At 70.5% G+C, this 18,823-nt stretch carries 20 protein-coding genes; 18 read left to right on the top strand and 2 right to left on the bottom strand.

What is annotated here, in order from left to right:
• Positions 1-13: 13 nt before the first annotated feature.
• Complete coding sequence (locus tag IEY61_RS15545; RefSeq protein WP_189044847.1) at positions 14-910, bottom strand: phosphatase domain-containing protein; 897 nt, start codon at positions 908-910, stop codon at positions 14-16.
• 297 nt (positions 911-1,207) lie between these two features.
• Between IEY61_RS15545 and rpmE the strand changes: the two genes are divergently transcribed.
• Together rpmE and prfA are read left to right on the top strand one after the other, a co-directional pair.
• A complete protein-coding gene (gene rpmE, locus IEY61_RS15540; RefSeq protein ID WP_189044845.1) occupies positions 1,208-1,432 on the top strand; it encodes a 50S ribosomal protein L31 in 225 nt (74 codons plus the stop codon).
• 93 nt (positions 1,433-1,525) lie between these two features.
• The gene (gene prfA, locus IEY61_RS15535; RefSeq protein WP_189044843.1) at positions 1,526-2,614 is read left to right on the top strand and encodes a peptide chain release factor 1; all 1,089 of its coding nucleotides are present in this window, start codon (positions 1,526-1,528) and stop codon (positions 2,612-2,614) included.
• Positions 2,615-2,620: 6 nt separating this feature from the next.
• Here the strand turns inward: prfA and IEY61_RS15530 are convergent, their stop codons facing one another.
• The gene (locus IEY61_RS15530) at positions 2,621-4,174 is read right to left on the bottom strand and encodes a GGDEF domain-containing protein (RefSeq protein WP_189044841.1); all 1,554 of its coding nucleotides are present in this window, start codon (positions 4,172-4,174) and stop codon (positions 2,621-2,623) included.
• A 71-nt stretch (positions 4,175-4,245) separates the two neighbouring features.
• Between IEY61_RS15530 and prmC the strand changes: the two genes are divergently transcribed.
• The 16 genes from prmC (at position 4,246) to IEY61_RS15450 (ending at position 18,463) form a co-directional block, all read left to right on the top strand.
• A complete protein-coding gene (prmC, locus tag IEY61_RS15525; protein WP_189044839.1) occupies positions 4,246-5,199 on the top strand; it encodes a peptide chain release factor N(5)-glutamine methyltransferase in 954 nt (317 codons plus the stop codon).
• Entirely contained in the window at positions 5,178-5,840 is a 663-nt protein-coding gene (locus IEY61_RS15520; protein WP_229705937.1) for an L-threonylcarbamoyladenylate synthase, read from the top strand. The genes prmC and IEY61_RS15520 overlap by 22 nt, the downstream gene beginning before the upstream one ends.
• The gene (locus IEY61_RS15515; protein WP_189044837.1) at positions 5,841-6,452 is read left to right on the top strand and encodes an arsenate reductase/protein-tyrosine-phosphatase family protein; all 612 of its coding nucleotides are present in this window, start codon (positions 5,841-5,843) and stop codon (positions 6,450-6,452) included.
• Between the two features lie 97 nt (positions 6,453-6,549).
• Complete coding sequence (locus tag IEY61_RS15510) at positions 6,550-8,661, top strand: transglycosylase domain-containing protein (protein WP_189044835.1); 2,112 nt, start codon at positions 6,550-6,552, stop codon at positions 8,659-8,661.
• A gap of 85 nt (positions 8,662-8,746) precedes the next feature.
• Positions 8,747-9,217: a Cg1360 family ATP-synthase-associated protein gene (locus IEY61_RS15505; RefSeq protein ID WP_229705936.1), complete on the top strand. Its 471-nt coding sequence runs from the start codon at positions 8,747-8,749 to the stop codon at positions 9,215-9,217.
• A 165-nt stretch (positions 9,218-9,382) separates the two neighbouring features.
• Positions 9,383-9,604 (top strand): hypothetical protein, encoded by a 222-nt coding sequence (locus tag IEY61_RS15500; RefSeq protein ID WP_189044833.1) that lies wholly within the window; start codon positions 9,383-9,385, stop codon positions 9,602-9,604.
• On the top strand, positions 9,605-10,426 hold the full coding sequence (gene atpB, locus IEY61_RS15495) for a F0F1 ATP synthase subunit A (protein ID WP_189044831.1): 822 nt from the start codon (positions 9,605-9,607) through the stop codon (positions 10,424-10,426).
• Between the two features lie 90 nt (positions 10,427-10,516).
• The gene (gene atpE / locus IEY61_RS15490) at positions 10,517-10,741 is read left to right on the top strand and encodes an ATP synthase F0 subunit C (protein ID WP_189044829.1); all 225 of its coding nucleotides are present in this window, start codon (positions 10,517-10,519) and stop codon (positions 10,739-10,741) included.
• Positions 10,742-10,770: 29 nt separating this feature from the next.
• Complete coding sequence (locus tag IEY61_RS15485) at positions 10,771-11,301, top strand: F0F1 ATP synthase subunit B (protein ID WP_189044827.1); 531 nt, start codon at positions 10,771-10,773, stop codon at positions 11,299-11,301.
• A complete protein-coding gene (locus IEY61_RS15480; RefSeq protein ID WP_189044825.1) occupies positions 11,301-12,122 on the top strand; it encodes a F0F1 ATP synthase subunit delta in 822 nt (273 codons plus the stop codon). Before IEY61_RS15485 ends, IEY61_RS15480 begins: the two co-directional genes overlap by 1 nt.
• A 90-nt stretch (positions 12,123-12,212) precedes the next feature.
• Entirely contained in the window at positions 12,213-13,859 is a 1,647-nt protein-coding gene (atpA, locus tag IEY61_RS15475; RefSeq protein WP_189044823.1) for a F0F1 ATP synthase subunit alpha, read from the top strand.
• A 9-nt stretch (positions 13,860-13,868) separates the two neighbouring features.
• Positions 13,869-14,807 carry a F0F1 ATP synthase subunit gamma gene (locus IEY61_RS15470; RefSeq protein WP_189044821.1) on the top strand — a complete coding sequence of 313 codons (939 nt, stop codon included), beginning with the start codon at positions 13,869-13,871 and terminating at the stop codon, positions 14,805-14,807.
• A complete protein-coding gene (gene atpD, locus IEY61_RS15465; protein WP_189044819.1) occupies positions 14,807-16,243 on the top strand; it encodes a F0F1 ATP synthase subunit beta in 1,437 nt (478 codons plus the stop codon). The genes IEY61_RS15470 and atpD overlap by 1 nt, the downstream gene beginning before the upstream one ends.
• Positions 16,244-16,460: 217 nt before the next feature.
• Entirely contained in the window at positions 16,461-17,618 is a 1,158-nt protein-coding gene (locus IEY61_RS15460; RefSeq protein WP_189044816.1) for an LCP family protein, read from the top strand.
• A gap of 89 nt (positions 17,619-17,707) precedes the next feature.
• Complete coding sequence (locus IEY61_RS15455) at positions 17,708-17,995, top strand: F0F1 ATP synthase subunit epsilon (protein WP_189044814.1); 288 nt, start codon at positions 17,708-17,710, stop codon at positions 17,993-17,995.
• A gap of 12 nt (positions 17,996-18,007) precedes the next feature.
• Positions 18,008-18,463: a DUF2550 domain-containing protein gene (locus IEY61_RS15450; RefSeq protein WP_189044812.1), complete on the top strand. Its 456-nt coding sequence runs from the start codon at positions 18,008-18,010 to the stop codon at positions 18,461-18,463.
• The last annotated feature ends 360 nt before the right edge of the window (positions 18,464-18,823 follow it).

Here is an 18,823-nt window from a genome sequence, read left to right as displayed (position 1 = left end):
CCCCTGCACCCGTTCAGAAGTCGCCCTCGGCGACCTGGAAGACGGTGAGACCGAGTTCGCGCCACATCTTCACCACCTGCGCGCGGTCGTCGAAGACGCCGACCACCCGGTAGCGATCCTTGATCTCGTGCTCGTAGATCTCCCGTTTGACGATCGAGTCTTTTCGTGAATCGCCGATCGCCCGCAGGTGCAGGGCCAGGTACGGCACCTGGACGTGGTGAGCGAGCCACGCCTCGGTGGCGGCGCGAGCCGTGGCGTCCCGGCCAGAGCAGAAGATCACGCCGTAGCCAGCGGCGTGCATGGCCCGGATCGCCGCGATCACGGCCGGGTTCGGGGCATCCTCGCCGACCCGGGTCATGTCGTACGGGCTGCGTGACACGTTCAGCGCCACGGTGCCGTCGATGTCCACCAGGACGATCTCCGGTGGTTCGGCCGACGGCGGGTGCACCGTCGCGGGCCGCCCGGTGCGGGCCTGTGGCACGGGCAGCGGCAGCGTCCTGCCCGCCAGGTAGCGCTCGTGCAGCCGCCGGATTGCCGCCTCGCCGACCCGGTCGGCCTCCGGGCGGGCGGCGTCACGGCGGAGGCACTCCTCAAGTGGCACGTCGGTGAAGTCGTGCACCTCGAATTCGGCGCCGTACCGGGCGGCCAGGTCCGCCCAGTCCCGCAGCCCACGGGAACGCAGATTGGTGTCGTCCACGCAGACGTCGGCACCGGCCCGCAGCAACGCCTCGACCTGGGCCCGCTGGACGATGGTGACCTGCCATTCCGCCCGCTGGGTGAAGAGCCGCTCGCCGTGCAGCATCCGGCGCAGGTCGTCCCGGTTGACCCGGACCACGGACGGCTGAAGCGTTCGCGCGAAAGTGGTCTTGCCGGAGGCGGGCAGGCCTCGGGTGGCGATCAGGCGGGCCATGGGTCCTCCGTGTCGTACGCCTGGTTCTCGTGGACGCCCGACGGGCGTCCGTGGCCGGGATGCCCCCGAGCGGAGCACGCGGCCGGCCGGACCGTACCGGGTGAATGCCCGGCGCGGGGGTGGGAATACCAGACCGGAGGCGCACGTTGCGGATGCTGGACCTGGGGTGCGGCCCGCTTCCCGGGTCGGCTGATGCCCGTGGCACACTGGTCAATCGGCCACCGGTTCCGGTTCACGCCCTGACGAGCACACCAGCCCAGGGCGACCCGGCGACCACGATGAGAGGACCGAGGCGACATGAAGCAGAACATCCACCCGGAGTACGTGACCACCGACGTCACCTGCTCCTGCGGCAACACCTTCACCACCCGCAGCACCGCCAAGGGCGGCTCGATCCACGTCGAGACGTGCAGCGCCTGCCACCCGTTCTACACCGGCAAGCAGCGCGTCCTGGACACCGCCGGCCGGGTTGCGAAGTTCCAGCAGAAGTACGCCAAGGTTCAGCCCAAGAAGGCCAAGTAGCTCCTCGTTCGACGCCCGCGTCCGGTTTCTCCGGGCGCGGGCGTCGGTCGTCTTTCGTCCCGGTCTCCCGCCGTCCTAGGAGCAACCCCCAGCATGAGCAGTGAGCGCCTGGCCGCCCTCCTCGACGAGTACGCCGAGTTGGAGCGGCGGTTGGCCGATCCCTCCATCCACGCCGATCAGGGCACCGCCCGTCGGGTGGGGCGCCGGTACGCGGAGCTGGTCCCGCTGCACAAGGCCGCTGCCGAGCTGGAGCAGGCCCGAGCGGATCTGGCCGCGGCGCGGGAGTTGGCCGCCGAGGACGCGTCCTTCGCGGCCGAGGCCGAGGCGATCGCGTCGACGTTGCCCGGGCTGGAGGGGCGGCTGGCCGAGTTGCTGATCCCGCGTGATCCGCACGACGCCAAGGACGTCATCGTCGAGATCAAGGCCGGCGAGGGCGGTGAGGAGTCGGCGCTGTTCGCCGGCGACCTGTTGCGCATGTACACCCGGTACGCGGAGCGGCACGGCTGGCTCACCGAGGTGATCGACGCTCAGGACTCCGACCTCGGTGGGGTCAAGGACGTCTCCCTGGCGATCAAGACCAAAGGGGCGCCGGAGGGCGGCAACGGGGTCTGGTCCCGGTTGAAGTGGGAGGGCGGCGTGCACCGCGTGCAGCGGGTGCCGGTCACCGAGTCGCAGGGGCGCATCCACACCAGCGCGGCCGGTGTGCTCGTGCTGCCCGAGGCGGAGGAGGTCGACGTGACCATCGACCCCAACGAGCTGCGCATCGACGTGTACCGCTCGTCAGGGCCGGGCGGCCAGTCGGTCAACACCACCGACTCGGCGGTGCGGATCACCCACGTGCCCACCGGCATCGTGGTCTCCTGCCAGAACGAGAAGTCCCAGTTGCAGAACCGGGAGCAGGCGATGCGCATCCTCCGGGCCCGGCTGCTCGCCGCCGCCCAGGAGCAGGCCGACGCGGCCGCCTCGGACGCGCGTAAGGCGCAGGTGCGCACGGTCGACCGTTCGGAGCGCATCCGTACGTACAACTTCCCGCAGAACCGGATCACCGACCACCGGATCGGCTACACGGCGTACAACCTGGATCTGGCGCTGGACGGGGAGCTGGACGGCGTGCTCGACGCGCTCAGCGAGGCCGACCGGGCCGCCCGCCTGGCCGGCGACGCGGAACTCGCCCGGCGCTGACCCGCCTCAGGCGCTGCGTGGGCGGGCCTTCGCCCGCAGCATCTCGCGGTCGGCGGCCTCGAAGGCGGCGCCGAGCGCGTCCCGCTGGCCGGGGCCGCCGGCACTCACCTCGGAGAAGCCGATGCTCACACCGACCGGTGTGCCGGGCACGAGCGACTCCCAGTCCTCGGTGCGTACGGCGGCGTCGATGCGGCGGGCCACCTCCGTCGCCTCGGTCATCCCCGCCCCCGGCAGCACCACCACGAACTCGTCGCCGCCGTAACGGGCCACGAAGTCGCCCCGGCGCATCACCCTGTTGATCACACCGGCGATCCGCTGGAGGACCAGGTCCCCCGAGTGGTGCCCGTGGCGGGTGTTCACCGCCTTGAACCCGTCGAGGTCGCAGACGCCGATCACCACGCGCTCGCCCCGCGACACCACCGTCGCGATGTAGCGCTCCAGCCGGCGTCGGTTCGGCAGCCCGGTCAACGGGTCGGTCAGCGCCTCGCCCTCGAAACGCGCCGCCTCGCGACGCATCTCCTCGTGATCGATCCGGGCCGCGATGCCGTCGATGTAGACGTCACGGAGTCGGTCGTGCCGTTGGGCGGCGAGCCGGAAGGCCAGTCGGTCGACGCGGTGTGCGGCCGCATGATCCCCCGCCCGGGCCAGCGCCATGCTCCGCAGCCGGGCCGCTTCGGCGGCGCCGAGCGTCTCGGCGGACACCTGGGCGGTGTCCAGCCGGGCGACGGCCTCGACCGGCCGGTCGGCGGCGATGGCCAGGCAGACCTGGCCGAGCTGGCGCATGTCCCGGGCCCGGGCGCTGTCCGCGCCGTGCCCGAGCAGCCGGGCCGGGCCGCTGCCCGCGCCGGTGTCGTCGACGGGGTCGCCGAGGGCGGCCCGGCGGGCGCCGGCGTAGCCGTAGGCGGCCAGGCTGCTGGGGCGCAGCCGGTCGGCGCGACCGGCCGCGACGAACCGGTCGAGGTCGACTGCCACGTCCCGCAGTACGCGCAGGCAGCCGTCGCTGTCGCCGGTGTGGTCCAGCGCCACGGCGTTGCGCAGCCGGATTCCCGGTGCGGCGAACGTCTCCTCCGGGATCCCGGCGGCGGTGCCGAGCTGCCGGGCTCGCTCGATCGCCCCGAGCGCGTAGCCGTGGAAGCTCAGGTACGAGTAGGCCATCGCCAGGTCGTGCCAGCCCCAGGCGGTGTCCCGGTCCGGGTCGTCCACGGCGTTCAGCGCGCGTGCCGACTTGACCAGATGCGTGACGCAACGGTCCAACGCGCCCTGATGCTGCGCGGCCAGCGCGGCCAGTGCGTTGAGGTGCCCGTGCAGGTAGGGCTCGGCGAGGTCGCGCACCGCGGCGGCGGCCTCCTCGATCGCCCGGGTGTACTCGGCCGTCCGGCCGAGGTTGATCAGCGCGGAGAGGCGTTGTACGAGCGCGTCGGCGCGGGCGGCGGGATCCCGGGTGACCCGTAACACCCGCTCCAGGATCGCGTACGCCTCGACCGAGCGGCTCACCTCCTGCAACGCCCGCGCCTTCGTCAGGGCGTCAACCTGGTCATCGACCCGGTCGAGCCAGCCCACCCGAGACCTCCCGTCGGTGTGTCGCCTGCACCTGCTTATGCACGTGCATTGCGACGCCTCATGATGATTGCGTGACCACCGAGCCGCAACACCCGTCCGAAGGGACGGGACGGCGACGCGCCACTCCCGTAGTGGCCCACGCCGCCCGTGACCTGGCCGACGCCGGCGTGCCCTCGGCGCGGGCCGAAGCCGAACTGCTGGCCGCGTACGTGCTCGGGGTGCCCCGGGGACGACTGGCCCTGGCCGACGGGTTCACCGACGGGCAGCTTGAGCGTTTTCGAACCCTGGTGCGTCGCCGGTCGGCACGGGAGCCGCTGCAACACCTGACCGGCAGCGCCGGCTTCCGGCATCTGGAACTGGCCGTCGGGCCGGGCGTCTTCGTGCCGCGTCCGGAGACCGAGCTGCTCGCGGGCTGGGCCGTCGAGCGGGCCCGTGACGGCGGGGGCGCCGAGCCGTTGGTGGTGGACCTGTGCAGCGGCTCCGGGGTGATCGCGCTGTCGGTGGCCCAGGAGGTGCCGGCCGCCCGCGTGATCGCGGTGGAACGCTCCCCGGCCGCGCTGTCCTGGCTGCTCCGCAACGCGGCGGCGCGGGCCGCGGCGGGGGACCGGCCGATCGAGGTGGTCGAGGCGGACGCGACCGATCCGGACCTGCTGGCCGAACTGGTCGGCCAGGTGGACGTGCTGGTGTGCAACCCGCCCTACGTGCCGCGGTCGGTGGCCGTACCGCCCGAGGTGGCCGGGCACGATCCGGCGGAGGCGGTGTTCGGCGGGGCGGACGGTCTGGCCGTCATCGGTCCGGTGATCCACCGCGCGGCGACCCTGTTGCGCGCCGGCGGCGGGCTCGGCATCGAGCACGACGACACGCACGGCGCGGTGGTTCCCGACCTGCTCGCCGCGGACGGCCGCTACGCGGCGATCGTCGACCACCAGGACCTCGCCGGCCGGCCCCGATTCGTGACCGCGTCCCGCCGGCCGGACCGTCCGGCGCCCGGCCCGGCCGACACATGGCAGACTGGCTCCTCGTGATGCTCTACGACTGCCGGTCGCTTGCCGACCGGGACCGCGGCATCGCTGCGGCCATCGAGGCGGTCCGCAACGGCGAGCTGGTGGTCCTGCCAACCGACACGGTCTACGGGATCGGCGCGGACGCCTTCACCCCGTACGCGGTGAAGGCCCTGCTCGACGCCAAGGGCGGGCACGTCCCGCCGCCGGTGCTGATCGGCTCCCGGCACACCCTCGACGGCCTGGTCTACACGCTGCCGACCGCGGCGCGCGACCTGGTGGAGGCGTTCTGGCCGGGTGCGCTGACCATCCTGGTGAAGCACTCGGCGAGCCTGCGCTGGGATCTCGGTGACGACAGCGGCGTGGTGGCGGTGCGGATGCCGCTGCACCCGGTGGCGTTGGAGGTGCTGCGGGAGACCGGTCCGATGGCCGTCGCCTCGGCCAACAAGACCGGCCAGCCGCCCGCGCTCACCGCCGAGCAGGCGCGCGACCAGCTGGCCTACTCGGTGCGGGCGTACCTGGAGGCCGGACCGGCCGCCGATCCGGTGCCGAGCACGATCGTGGACCTGACCGGCGACGAACCGGTGGTGGTCCGGGAGGGCGCGATCGGCCTGGCCGAGCTGCGCGACGTGGTGCCGGAACTGCGCGAGAGTCAGGTGGCGTAAATGCCTCCCTTCACCGTCCTGCACGTCTGCATGGGAAACATCTGCCGTTCGCCGATGGCCGAGCGGCTGCTCACCGTCGCCGTGCGAGAGCGGCTGACCCGACGCGACGTCGACCCGGCCCGGGCCGACGAACTGCTGCACAGCCACAGCGCGGGCACCGGTGGGTGGCACGCCGGCGAGGAGATGAACCCGCCAGCGGCTCGCCAGGTGATCAGCCGGGGCGGTGGGGTCTCCGGCTTCGCCGCGCGCCGGCTGCGCTCGGAGCACATCGACGCGGCCGACCTGGTCCTGACCGCCACCGCCGACCAGCAGGAATACGTGGTGGCGCTGCGTCCCGACGCCGCCGCCCGCACCTTCGTGCTGGGCGAGTTCGGCCGGCTGCTGGCCGCCCTGGACCCGGTCGGGCTGCCGCCGGCCGAGGTCACCCCGGACGCGGTTCATGCCCGTGGCGTGGCGCTGGTCGACGCCGCGGACGCGGCCCGTCAGGGCAGCACCCCGCTGCCCGCCGACGACCTCGACGACCCGTGGGGGCGTGGTGACCAGTGCTTCACCCGGGTGGCCGACGAGATCGAGGAGACCGTGCACCCGCTGGCCGCGGTCCTGCTGCCCTGAAGGCATGAATTCTCTCCAGGTATGGGGGGAAACGGTAGCTTGATGGGCGATTAGCGCCATTCTGGGAGGGTCCTGACGGCTCCTGCGGGGAGAGCTGATGACCCGGGCTTTTTTGCCGAAAGTGTTCACCGTCTTGCTGGCCGGCGCACTGGCCGGCCTGGTACTGGCGGCGGCGGCCCTGCCGGCCGCGCTGGTGTTCGGCTTCGGCTTCTCGGCGCTCGCCGCGCCGTACGCGGAGCTGCCCAGCACGCTGCGCATGCCACCGACCGCCCAGCGGTCGAACCTGTACGCCAATGACGGCACCACCCTGATCACCTCCTTCTACCAGGAGGACCGGGTGGACGTGCCGCTGGGCGAGGTGGCGCCGGTGATGCGCCAGACGATCATCGCCGCCGAGGACGCCCGCTTCCACGAACACAACGGAGTGGACCTGCGCGGCATCGCGCGGGCCTTCACCGCCAACCGGCACGGCGGTGCCACCCGGCAGGGCGCCTCCACGCTGACCATGCAGTACGTCCGCAACGTGCTGAGCACCGACCCCCGATTGACCGAGGCGCAGCGGGCCGCGGCCACCGAGGTGAGCACCGCCCGCAAGCTCCGGGAGATCCGTTACGCGCTGGCGCTGGAGCGGGAGCTGAGCAAGGACCAGATCCTCACCCGGTACCTCAACATCGCCTACTTCGGCGCCGGCGCGTACGGCATCGCCGCCGCCAGCAAACGCTACTTCTCCATCTCCCCGGCGGAGTTGACGCTGGCCCAGGCGGCGTTGCTGGCCGGGTTGGTCCGCTCCCCACACACCGACGACCCGATCAGCGGCGACGCGGACCGCGCGCTGGCCCGCCGCGGGTACGTGCTGGACCGGATGGTCGAGTCCGGCCAACTGGCGCCCGACCTGGCGGTGAAGGCCCAGGCAGAGCCGCTGAACCTGCGCCCCAGCGAGACCCCGAACGACTGCACGGCGGTGCCCGAGGGGCACAACGACCAGGGCTTCTTCTGCGACTGGTTCACCCGCTGGTGGAACGAACAGCCGGCGTTCGGCGGCAGCGTCGACGAACGACAGCGCACCCTGCGCCGGGGCGGCTTCACCATCGTCTCCTCGCTCGACCCGTCGGTGCAGCGGGCCGCCACCGAGCAGGTCCGGCGGGTCTACTCGGTGGATGACCGGTACGCCATGCCGACCGCCGTCATCCAGCCGGGCACCGGACGGGTCCTGGCCCTGGCGGTCAACCGGGTCTACAGCGTGGCGGCGAACCCGCCGGGCCAGAAGAACTACCCGAACACGGTCAACCAGCTGGTTGCCGGGGGCGGCAGCATCGTCGGGTACCAGGCCGGGTCCACCTTCAAGCTCTTCACCCTGTTGGCCGCCCTGGAGGCGGGGATGCCGCTGAACACCGTCTTCGACGCACCGCGGCGAATCGTCACCGGGTACCGGGTCAGCGGCGAGGCGAGCTGCGGCGGCTACTGGTGTCCGGAGAACGCGAACTCGTTGACCACCGGCGAGCAGGACATGTGGACCGCCTTCGGTCGCTCGGTCAACACGTACTTCGTCTGGTTGACCGAGCGGGTCGGCGCGGACCGGGTGGTGGAGATGGCCGAGCGGCTGGGCATCGTGCTGCGGGCCGAGGACGACGCGCAGCTGGCCCGGCACGGCGCGCGCGAGTGGGGGCCGTTCACCCTGGGCGTGGTCGCCACGACCCCGCTGGACCTGGCCGGCGCGTACGCCACCCTGGCGGCCGAGGGCACCTGGTGCGCGCCCACGCCGATCACCTCGATCACCGATGCCAACGGTCGCCGGGTGACCGCCGGCCAGCCGGACTGCCGGCAGGTGCTCGACGTCGACGTGGCCCGCGCGGGGGCCGACGCGGCCCGCTGCCCGGTCGGCGACCAGTCCATGTACCACGCCTGCGCGGGCGGCACGGCCACCCGGCTGCGCAGCCAGCTCGGCCGCCCGGTGGGCGGCAAGACCGGCAGTTCCGAGCGGTACGCCACGGAGACCCTGGTGGCCTTCACCCCGCAACTGGCGGTCGCTGCGATCGCGGCGAACCCGGACGACCCCCGCGACGCGGTCGGTCGGGCGGTGCAGACCGAGATGGTCGAGTCGGTGGGGGAGATCCTCGACTTCGCGCTGCGGGACCAGCCGGTACGCGATTTCGTGCCGCCGAGCGATCGGACGGCGTGGCGGGCCACCGGGCAACGTACCGGCGAGTGACGCGCCGGTGCAGGCGATGTGTCCCGTAGCCGCTGGCGACCAGGCATCTCACGGTCACCGGTCCGGGGTCTCCTAGACTCGGTGTGTGGAGACCGCCAAGGGCACCGCCTGGGGGCCAGACGTGCAGCTACCCCGCGCCGGGGAAACCGGCGCCATCCGCGCGCGCCTGCCCCACCTCCGGCTGCCCCTGCTCGCCTGCGCCGCGCTGGCCGTGGCCGGCGTGCCGGTGGCCGCCTGGCTGCGCGGCACGACCGGCGCGGCCGGCGTGGTCGCCGGGATCGGCCTGGTGGTCGTCAGCTACCTGATCTCCAGTCTCTCGGTGGCCTGGGCCGACGCGGTGCACCCGAAGTTGATCATGCCGGTCGGTCTGGTCACCTACGCCACGAAGATGATCTTCCTGGGGGTGGTGATGGCCGCCGTGGCGGCCACCGGCTGGGCCGGGCTGCCGGACCTGGGCGTGGCGGTCATCGCGGCCGTGCTGGTGTGGATCGGTGCCCACGTGGCCTGGGCTTTGCGGTCTCCGCTGCCCATCGTGGTCCACTCGCCGGAGTGCTGACCGGACGGCTGGCGTTTCCCGGGCGTTTCGTGGGCCTGTCGGGCTGGCCGCAGGGGAGTAGTCTGGCCGCGGCTGACTTGCCCGTACCCGTCGCCCGCACGCTGCTCGCAGTGTGGGGGGTACAGGGCACTCGCGAAACACCCGGCTGATAGTGTTCGCCTCGTCATGGCCGACAACCCTCATCGCGGACGCTCCGACGAGCACTCGTCGGAGGGCGTGGCCGGAGCCGTTCTCGGTTACCTGCTCGCCGGCATCGTGATGTGGGGATTCCTCGGCTGGTTGGCGGGGGAGCTCCTCGATTTGCCGGCCGGCATCGGGATCGGCGTGGGCATGATGCTCGGCGCAGCCGGAGCGATCTACCTGATCATGAAGAGGCTCAGTGCCTGAGTGCCGGCACGCGCGGGTCTGTCAAATGCGGAGGATGACACGGTGAGCGGACGGCTGGTCGCCGCAGAGGGCCTTCCATGGCCCCCGAGCGTCGAGGATTTCTACCTGCCGGACGTGGCCGGCCCGTGGGTGACCAAGTTTTCCCTCATGATCTGGCTGGCCGTCGGGCTGCTGATCATCTTCTTCATGGCGACCTACCGAAACCCGAAGCTGGTGCCGAGCAAGGGCCAGTGGATGGCCGAGTCGGTCTACGGCCTGGTGCGGGACAACATCGCCCGGGAGCAGATGGGCAAGGACGGCATCCGGTTCGCGCCGTACTTCACCGTGCTGTTCTCCTTTATCGTGGTGACCAACCTCTTCGGCATCGTGCCCGGGTTGCAGATCTCGCCGAACTCGCACATCGCCTTCCCGATCGTGCTCGCGCTGATCACCTTCGTGATGTATCTCTACGTCGGCGCCCGCAAGCACGGTCTGGGCCGCTATCTCAAGCAGAGCCTGATCATCCCGGGTGTTCCGTGGCCGATGCACATCCTGCTGATCCCGATCGAGTTCCTGCAGGTCTTCGCGGTCCGGCCGGTCACGCTGGCGGTCCGGCTCTTCGCCAACATGTTCGCCGGCCACCTGATCCTGCTGGTCTTCACCATCGGCGGCTTCGTGCTGCTCGCCTCGGACAACATCTTCATCCAGGCGAGCTCGATCTTCGCCTTCATCATGGCGATCATGATGGCGTTCTTCGAGGTCCTGGTCGCGCTCCTGCAGGCATATGTCTTCGTCACGTTGAGCGCCAACTACATCGGGTCGTCGCTGGCGACCGAGCACTGATCCACTCGGTGGGCCGCCCGGCCCGACCAAGCTTCTGGCATGACCGCGTACGCGTGAAACCTCACGCGTCAAACAGGAGGAATACCCGCAATGACTGTTCTTGCCGAGATCAGCGGTAACGTCAACACGATCGGCTACGGCCTCGCCGCCGTCGGCCCCGCGATCGGTGTCGCCCTGATCTTCGTGGCGTACATCAACTCGAGCGCCCGCCAGCCGGAGTCCGCCGGCTACAACCGCACCTGGCTGGTCCTGGGCTTCGCCCTGGTCGAGGCACTCGCCCTGTTCGGTCTGGTGCTCGCCTTCGCCGTCAGCTGACCGTCCGCTTCCCGACCCGGAGGTCTGAAATGTTAGTCGCCGCCGAAGGTGTAGAGCACCACCCGCTCGTGCCTCTCTGGCAGGAGCTGGTCATCGGGACGATCGCCTTCGCCCTGCTCTGCTTCGTGCTGCTGAAGTTCGTCATGCCGCGCATGGAGGCGATGTACCAGGCGCGGGTCGACGCGATCGAGGGTGGCCTCAAGCGCGCCGAGGCGGCTCAGGCCGAGGCCAACCAACTCCTCGAGCAGTACCGGGCCCAGCTCGCCGAGGTCCGTACCGAGGCGGCCCAGATCCGGGACGACGCCCGCGCCGACGCCGAGTCGATCCGTACCGAGATCCTGGCCAAGGCCCGGGAGGAGTCGGACCGGATCATCGCCGCCGGCCGGGATTCGCTGGCCGTGGAGCGCCAGACCATCGTGCGCGAGCTGCGCGCGGAGGTCGGTGGCCTTGCGGTCGACCTGGCCAGCCGGATCGTGGGCGAGTCGCTCGCCGACGAGGCCCGCCGCAAGGGCACCGTCGAGCGGTTCCTCACCGACCTCGAGAGCGCGGGGGCCCGCTGATGCAGGCCGCCAGCCGGGAGTCCTACACCGTCGTGGCCGAGCGGCTGGAGGAGTACGTCCGGCGCGCCGAGCCGCAGGCCGTCGCCACCACCGGCGCCGACCTGCTCGCCGTGGCGGATCTGTTGCGGCGTGAGGCCCGGCTGCGCCGGGCGCTCTCCGACCCGGCCCGCAGCGGCGCGGATCGGACCGGCCTGCTGGCCTCGGTGCTCTCCGGCAAGATCGGCGCGGACGCGCTCGACCTGCTCGGCGCGCTGGTCACCGGCCGCTGGTCGGCTCCGTCGGAGCTACTCGACGGTGCCGAGCGCCTCGGTGTGCAGGCCCTGCTCGCCAGCGCGGACGGCGTCGACGAGCTGGGCGAGGTGGAGGACGAACTGTTCCGCTTCGGCCAGGTGGTCGCCGGGAATCCGCAGCTCTCCAACGCCCTCTCCGACCCGGTGGCGCCAGTGGCCCAGCGGGCCGAGCTGATCGGGATGCTCCTGACGGGCAAGGCCCGGCCGGTGACGGTGCGACTGGTGGAGACGGCGCTGGCCGGCTTCGGCGGTCGATCGTTCTCCGCCGCGCTGTCCCGGCTGGTGGAGCTGGCGGCGGAGCGGCGGGACCGACTGGTCGCGTACGTGACCGTCGCGGCGCCGCTCAGCGAGGACGAGGAGCGACGGCTGGGCGACCAGCTTTCCGCCATATACGATCGACAGGTCGCTGTCAAGCTTACGGTTGACCCGGCGATCCTCGGCGGAGCGAGCGTCCGCGTGGGTGCCGACCTGTACGACGGGACGATCCTGCGTCGCCTCAACGAGACCCGTAACGCGCTTACGAAGCGCTGACCAGCACCCCGCGAAGCGCCCGGAAACGACAGACCCGAGGACCGGTCGGTACTAGGTATCCCGGGCCCCTGATACTTAAGGAAGCAGAGGATGGCCGAGCTGACCATCTCGACGGAGGACATCCGCGGCGCCCTGGAGCGCTACGTCTCCTCCTACTCGCCCGACGTCTCCCGTGAGGAGGTCGGCACCGTCGCCGACACCGGCGACGGCATCGCCCACGTCGAGGGCCTGCCCTCGACCATGACCAACGAGCTGTTGGAGTTCGAGGACGGCACGCTCGGCGTGGCGCTGAACCTCGACGTCCGGGAGATCGGTGTCGTCGTCCTCGGCGACTACTCCGGGCTCGAGGAGGGACAGCGCGTCAAGCGCACCGGCCGGGTGCTCTCGGTGCCGGTCGGTGACGCCTTCCTCGGCCGCGTGGTCGACGCGCTCGGCCAGCCGATCGACGGCCGCGGCGAGATCACCGACGAGGGCTACCGCGAGCTTGAGCTGCAGGCGCCGAACGTGATGGCCCGGCAGTCCGTCTTCGAGCCGCTGCAGACCGGCATCAAGGCCATCGACGCGATGACCCCGATCGGTCGGGGCCAGCGGCAGCTGATCATCGGCGACCGGAAGACCGGCAAGACCACGGTCGCCCTGGACGCCATCCTCAACCAGCGGGAGAACTGGGCCTCCGGCGACCCGAAGAAGCAGGTCCGCTGCATCTACGTGGCCATCGGCCAGAAGGCCTCCACCATCGCCTCCATCAAGGGCCAGCTGGAGGAGGCGGGGGCGATGGCGTACACCACCATCGTCGCCTCCCCGGCCTCGGACCCGGCTGGCTTCAAGTACCTCGCCCCGTACACCGGTTCGTCCATCGGGCAGCACTGGATGTACAACGGCAAGCACGTCCTGATCGTCTTCGACGACCTGAGCAAGCAGGCCGAGGCGTACCGGGCCGTGTCGCTGCTGCTGCGCCGCCCGCCGGGCCGCGAGGCGTACCCGGGTGACGTCTTCTACCTGCACTCCCGCCTGCTGGAGCGCTGCGCGAAGCTCTCCGACGAGATGGGCGGCGGCTCGATGACCGGTCTGCCGATCATCGAGACGAAGGCCAACGACATCTCGGCCTTCATCCCGACCAACGTCATCTCGATCACCGACGGCCAGATCTTCCTGGAGACCGACCTGTTCAACCAGGGCGTCCGGCCGGCCATCAACGTCGGCACCTCGGTCTCCCGGGTCGGTGGCGCCGCCCAGGTGAAGCCGATGCGCAAGGTCGCCGGCTCGCTGCGGCTGAACCTGGCCCAGTACCGCGAGCTGGAAGCCTTCGCCGCCTTCGCCTCGGACCTCGACAAGGCCTCCCGCGCCCAGCTGGACCGCGGTGCCCGCCTGGTCGAGCTGCTCAAGCAGCCGAACTATTCGCCGTACCCGGTGCAGGACGAGGTCGTCTCGGTCTGGGCCGGCACCGAGGGCAAGCTGGACGACGTCCCGGTCGGTGAGGTCCGGCGCTTCGAGACGCAGTTCCTGGAGCACCTGCGGCGTAAGCACAACGCCACGCTGCAGGCGATCGCCGACAACAAGTGGGACGACGACGTCATCGGCGCTCTCGAGTCGGCCGTGACGGAGTTCAAGCGGGGCTTCCTCGGCCATGAGGACGAGCGCACGATCAACGAGGCGCCGGCAGCGCCGCTGGAGGGCGAGGCCGAGCACGAGACGGTCACCCGCTACAGCGGCGGGGCTCCGGCCCAGAAGCAGTAGGGCCGGGCCATGGCGGCGCAGGTACGTGTTCTTCGTCAACGGATCCGCTCGGCGAAGGGGATGAAGAAGATCACCAAGGCGATGGAGCTCGTGGCGACGAGCCGGATCGCCAAGTCCCAGGCCCGGGTGGAGGCGTCCCTGCCGTACGCCCGGGCCATCACCGGCGTCCTCACGGCGCTGGCGTCCAACGCGTCGGTCGATCATCCGCTGCTCACCCCGCGCGAGCGGGTGCGGCGGGCGGGCGTCCTGCTGGTGACCGCCGACCGCGGCCTGGCCGGCGGCTACAGCTCCAACGCCATCAAGACGGCGGAGTCGCTGATCGCCCGGCTCCAGGCCGACGGCAAGGAGCCGGTGCTCTACGTCATCGGGCGTAAGGGTGTGTCGTTCTATCGCTTCCGCAACCGACCGATCGAGGCCAGCTGGACGGGCTTCTCGGAGCAGCCGTCGTTCGCCGACGCCCGCGAGGTGGGCGAGACGCTGATCAAGGCGTTCTCGGCCGGCGCGGACGACGTCGACAGCGGCCCCGGCTCGGACGGGGTGCTCGGCGTGGACGAACTGCACATCGTCTACACCGAGTTCAAGTCCCTGATGACCCAGACCCCGGTCACCCGGATCATCGGCCCGTTGCAGGTGGACGAGCGGCCCCGGTCGGAGGCGGCCGTGGGCGTGCTGCCGGATTACGACTTCGAGCCGGATCCGGAGGAACTGCTCGACGCGCTGCTGCCGAAGTACATCAACACGCGGATCTACGCGGCGTTGCTGGAGTCGGCGGCGAGCGAGTCGGCGGCGCGGCGGCGGGCGATGAAGAGCGCCACGGACAACGCGGAAGAGATGGTCGAAAAGTACACGCGTGAGATGAACTCGGCCCGCCAGGCCGGGATCACCCAGGAGATCAGTGAGATCGTCGGCGGCGCCAACGCGCTGGCCGCGTCGGGAAGTGAAGTGTGATGACTGCCCCAGTAGAGACCAAGACGGCCACGGGTCGCGTGGTCCGGGTCATCGGCCCGGTCGTCGACGCCGAGTTCCCGCGCGACGCCATGCCGGACCTGTTCAACGCCCTGAACGTGGACGTGACCCTCTCCGGCGGCGAGAAGACGCTGACCCTGGAGGTCGCCCAGCACCTGGGTGGCAACCTGGTCCGCGCGATCTCGATGCAGCCCACCGACGGTCTGGTCCGCGGTGCCGAGGTGCGCGACAGCGGCTTCCCGATCCGGGTGCCGGTCGGCGACGCGGTCAAGGGCCACGTCTTCAACGCCATCGGCGAGTGCCTCAACCTCGCCGAGGGCGAGACCATCAAGGCCGACGACCACTGGGGCATCCACCGCAAGGCCCCGGCCTTCGCGGACCTGGAGCCGAAGACCGAGATGCTGGAGACCGGCATCAAGGTCATCGACCTGCTCGCCCCGTACGTCAAGGGCGGCAAGATCGGCCTGTTCGGCGGTGCCGGCGTGGGCAAGACGGTGCTCATCCAGGAGATGATCACCCGGGTCGCCCGGAACTTCGGTGGTACCTCGGTCTTCGCCGGCGTGGGTGAGCGGACCCGTGAGGGCAACGACCTCATCCACGAGATGACCGACTCCGGCGTCATCGACAAGACCGCGCTGGTCTTCGGCCAGATGGACGAGCCGCCGGGCACCCGGCTGCGGGTCGCCCTCTCCGCGCTGACCATGGCGGAGTACTTCCGCGACGTGCAGAAGCAGGAGGTGCTGCTCTTCATCGACAACATCTTCCGCTTCACCCAGGCCGGCTCGGAGGTCTCCACCCTGCTGGGCCGGATGCCCAGCGCGGTGGGTTACCAGCCGACCCTGGCCGACGAGATGGGCGAGCTCCAGGAGCGGATCACCTCGGTCCGCGGCCAGGCCATCACCTCGATGCAGGCGATCTACGTGCCGGCGGACGACTACACCGACCCCGCTCCGGCCACCACCTTCGCCCACCTGGACGCGACCACCAACCTGGAGCGGTCCATCTCCGACAAGGGCATCTACCCGGCGGTGGACCCGCTGGCGTCCTCGTCCCGGATCCTGGCGCCCGAGTTCGTCGGCCAGGAGCACTTCCAGGTGGCCAGCGAGGTGAAGCGGATCCTCCAGCGCTACAAGGACCTGCAGGACATCATCGCCATCCTCGGCATCGAGGAACTCTCCGAGGAAGACAAGATCACGGTCCAGCGGGCCCGACGGATCGAGCGCTTCCTGTCGCAGAACACCTACGCGGCGGAGCAGTTCACCGGCGTGCCGGGCTCGACGGTCCCGATCAAGGAGACCATCGAGGCGTTCCGGAAGATCAGCGAGGGTGAGTACGACCACTTCCCCGAGCAGGCGTTCTTCATGTGCGGTGGGCTCGACGACCTGGAGAAGAAGGCCGCCGAGCTGATGAAGGAGTAGTCCTTCGTACGAGCGAAAGGAAGGCCGTCCCGGTCGATGCCGGGGCGGCCTTCCTTTGCCGTTATGATCTACCGTCGGCGGTGCCCCCGTTTCCATGGTCGGCGATCCAGCCGGTGGCGAGATACCGTCTAGCCACGCTCGTCGCGATTGGGCAGCGAGGAGTTGAACCATTCGGTTACCTGCGCCCGTATCCCTCCTCGGGGCGCGACGAACGGAGATGCTCGTGGGTAAGGCCGGCCGGGGTGGTAAGCGCGGCAAGCGTGGCGGCAAATCGTCCGTGTGGCGGGGCGTACCACGCTGGGCGCAGCTCTGCACCATCTTCGGGGTCGTCCTGATGATGCTCAGCGGCACGTCGCTGGTTGGTGCCGAGGCGCTGATGGCCCGCTACGAGGGCGCGGTGGGCAAGGCGGACCTCTTCGGTGACCAGGCCGCCGGGGCCGCCGAACGTAAGAGCGACATCAAGGGCCCGCTCAACATCCTGCTGGTCGGCATCGACCCGAGGAACGAGACCACCCCGCCCCTCGCCGACGCGATCATGGTCCTGCACGTGCCCGAGGAAATGGACCGGGCGTACCTCTTCTCGCTGCCGCGCGACCTTTACGTCCAGATCCCGCCGTTCCGCAAGGCGGGCTTCAACGGCACCACCTCGAAGCTGAACGACGCGATGTCGTTCGGCAGCCGGGTGCCCGGGGAGAAGCCGGACCCGGCGCGGGGCTTCGAGCTGCTGGCCACCACCGTGCAGAACGTCACCGGGATCAAGCGCTTCGACGCCGGCGCGATCATCAACTTCTCGGGCTTCCAGAAGATCGTCGACGCGATGGGCGGCGTCACCATGAACATCGAGCGGGAGGTCCGCTCCAGGCACCGCGAGCCGGACGGCAAGCATCGCCAGGGCAGACCCGGCGGCGGGGGCTACGTCGGGCCGCAGGCGGTCTACCCGAAGGGCAAGCAGCACCTCAAGGGCTGGCAGGCGCTGGACTACGTCCGTCAGCGGTACGCGGAGAACGGCGTGCCGGACGGCGACTACGGCCGGCAGCGGCACCAGCAGCAGTTCGTCAAGGCGATGGCGAGCCAGGCGTTCAGCGCCGACGTGGTGACCAACCCGGTGAAGCTGGACCGGGTGCTCCGGGCTGCGGGCGAGTCGCTGATCTTCAACGGCCGGGGCCACAGCGTGGTCGACTTCGGTCTCGCGCTCAAGGACATCCGCCCCGGCAACATCCAGATGATCAAGCTGCCGGGTGGTGGCGTCTTCGATAACGGGAAGTACCGCGGTGAGCGGTTCGAGCCTGCGGTGGAGGACTTCTTCGTGGCCCTGGAGCGGAATCTGCTGGATCCGTTCCTCCTGGAGCATCCCAAGTTCGTGAACAAGGGCTGATCGTGGCGCAGGTCTCGGCACCCGCATGATGAGCAGGCCGAAGTCGCGACTAGACTTTCCCCAATCCGCCGCCTCAGCAAGGAGACAGCGTGGCAGAGCAGCTTAACGTCCAGCTCGTGGCCGTCGAGGAGAAGGTCTGGTCGGGCAAGGCCGAGATGGTCATCGCCCGGACGACCGAGGGCGAGCTGGGTGTGCTGCCCGGGCACGCGCCCCTGCTCGGTCAGCTTGCCGAGCCCGGCCAGGTGCGCATCAAGCTTCCCGGTGGCGAGCAGCTCGCCTACGAGGTGGCCGGCGGCTTCCTGTCGGTGAGCGAACGGGGCGTCACGGTACTTGCCGAGAGCGCGACTCCGACGTCCGCCGCCGCCCAGGGCAACTGAGCCGATCCGCCGATGGAGATCGTCGAAGGGATCGGAATCGGCCTCGCCGTGATCCTCGGCGCGTTCCTGATCCTCTTCATCCGGCGGGCCGTGGTCACGCGCAGCGGCGGCATCATCCGGCTCAGCGTCCGGACCACCACCGTGCTCGACGGTCGTGGCTGGTCGCCCGGCTTCGGCCGGTTCGTCGGCGACGAACTCCGCTGGTACCGGATGTTCAGTTTCGCCGTACGCCCCAGGCGGGTGCTCTCCCGCGAGACGCTCACCGTCGAGCGACGGCGACTGCCCGAGGGGCAGGAACGGATGTCCATGCCGGCTGACTGGATCATCCTCCGCTGTACCAGCAGACACGCTCCGGTCGAGATCGCCATGGCGCGGTCCACCGTCACCGGATTCTCCTCCTGGCTCGAGGCCGCCCCTCCGGGGGCGGTCTCGCCACGTATGGCCTCCCAGGACTGGCCAGCGGCCTGATCCCCGCGTTGGGCGCGGTGCCCCACTGACCCGTCGACCGCTCGTCGTGCAGGGGATGTGCGGGCTGTCCGACCTGGCCGGAATGCGGCTCACCCCGCACCGTGTTGACCAAGAGGTTTGCGTCTGGCATCGGGGCGAATCCGGACGCAAACCTCTTGATCAACTGGGCGGTGGGTGGGTGACGGGAGCGGTCTGGGGGTTTTGTGCGGATTTCGGGAGTGGACGGGGTTGGCCGGCGGCGGAATGGTGGGTGGCTGGGGGTGGTTGAACACGGGTGAGCGACCGAGGAAGGGTGGCCCGTCGAGGCGGGTCGCGGGGCCCGGAATGATGGTGGGCCGGCGGTCGTTACACATGGTCCCG

This window comes from Micromonospora sonchi, assembly GCF_014646235.1.
In the GTDB taxonomy this organism is placed as follows: domain Bacteria; phylum Actinomycetota; class Actinomycetes; order Mycobacteriales; family Micromonosporaceae; genus Micromonospora; species Micromonospora sonchi.
Note: the sequence above shows the minus strand (reverse complement) of the source record. Positions and strands in the feature narration are given on the sequence as shown.

What these genes read in the sequence shown, in the direction of transcription:
- IEY61_RS15545 (WP_189044847.1), bottom strand. Translation starts at nt 910, where the DNA reads ATGGCCCGCCTGATCGCCACCCGAGGCCTGCCCGCCTCCGGCAAGACC.
- rpmE (WP_189044845.1), top strand. Translation starts at nt 1,208, where the DNA reads ATGAAGCAGAACATCCACCCGGAGTACGTGACCACCGACGTCACCTGC.
- prfA (WP_189044843.1), top strand. Translation starts at nt 1,526, where the DNA reads ATGAGCAGTGAGCGCCTGGCCGCCCTCCTCGACGAGTACGCCGAGTTG.
- IEY61_RS15520 (WP_229705937.1), top strand. Translation starts at nt 5,178, where the DNA reads ATGGCAGACTGGCTCCTCGTGATGCTCTACGACTGCCGGTCGCTTGCC.
- IEY61_RS15515 (WP_189044837.1), top strand. Translation starts at nt 5,841, where the DNA reads ATGCCTCCCTTCACCGTCCTGCACGTCTGCATGGGAAACATCTGCCGT.
- IEY61_RS15510 (WP_189044835.1), top strand. Translation starts at nt 6,550, where the DNA reads ATGACCCGGGCTTTTTTGCCGAAAGTGTTCACCGTCTTGCTGGCCGGC.
- IEY61_RS15500 (WP_189044833.1), top strand. Translation starts at nt 9,383, where the DNA reads ATGGCCGACAACCCTCATCGCGGACGCTCCGACGAGCACTCGTCGGAG.
- atpE (WP_189044829.1), top strand. Translation starts at nt 10,517, where the DNA reads ATGACTGTTCTTGCCGAGATCAGCGGTAACGTCAACACGATCGGCTAC.
- IEY61_RS15485 (WP_189044827.1), top strand. Translation starts at nt 10,771, where the DNA reads ATGTTAGTCGCCGCCGAAGGTGTAGAGCACCACCCGCTCGTGCCTCTC.
- IEY61_RS15480 (WP_189044825.1), top strand. Translation starts at nt 11,301, where the DNA reads ATGCAGGCCGCCAGCCGGGAGTCCTACACCGTCGTGGCCGAGCGGCTG.
- atpA (WP_189044823.1), top strand. Translation starts at nt 12,213, where the DNA reads ATGGCCGAGCTGACCATCTCGACGGAGGACATCCGCGGCGCCCTGGAG.
- IEY61_RS15470 (WP_189044821.1), top strand. Translation starts at nt 13,869, where the DNA reads ATGGCGGCGCAGGTACGTGTTCTTCGTCAACGGATCCGCTCGGCGAAG.
- atpD (WP_189044819.1), top strand. Translation starts at nt 14,807, where the DNA reads ATGACTGCCCCAGTAGAGACCAAGACGGCCACGGGTCGCGTGGTCCGG.
- IEY61_RS15460 (WP_189044816.1), top strand. Translation starts at nt 16,461, where the DNA reads ATGCTCGTGGGTAAGGCCGGCCGGGGTGGTAAGCGCGGCAAGCGTGGC.
- IEY61_RS15450 (WP_189044812.1), top strand. Translation starts at nt 18,008, where the DNA reads ATGGAGATCGTCGAAGGGATCGGAATCGGCCTCGCCGTGATCCTCGGC.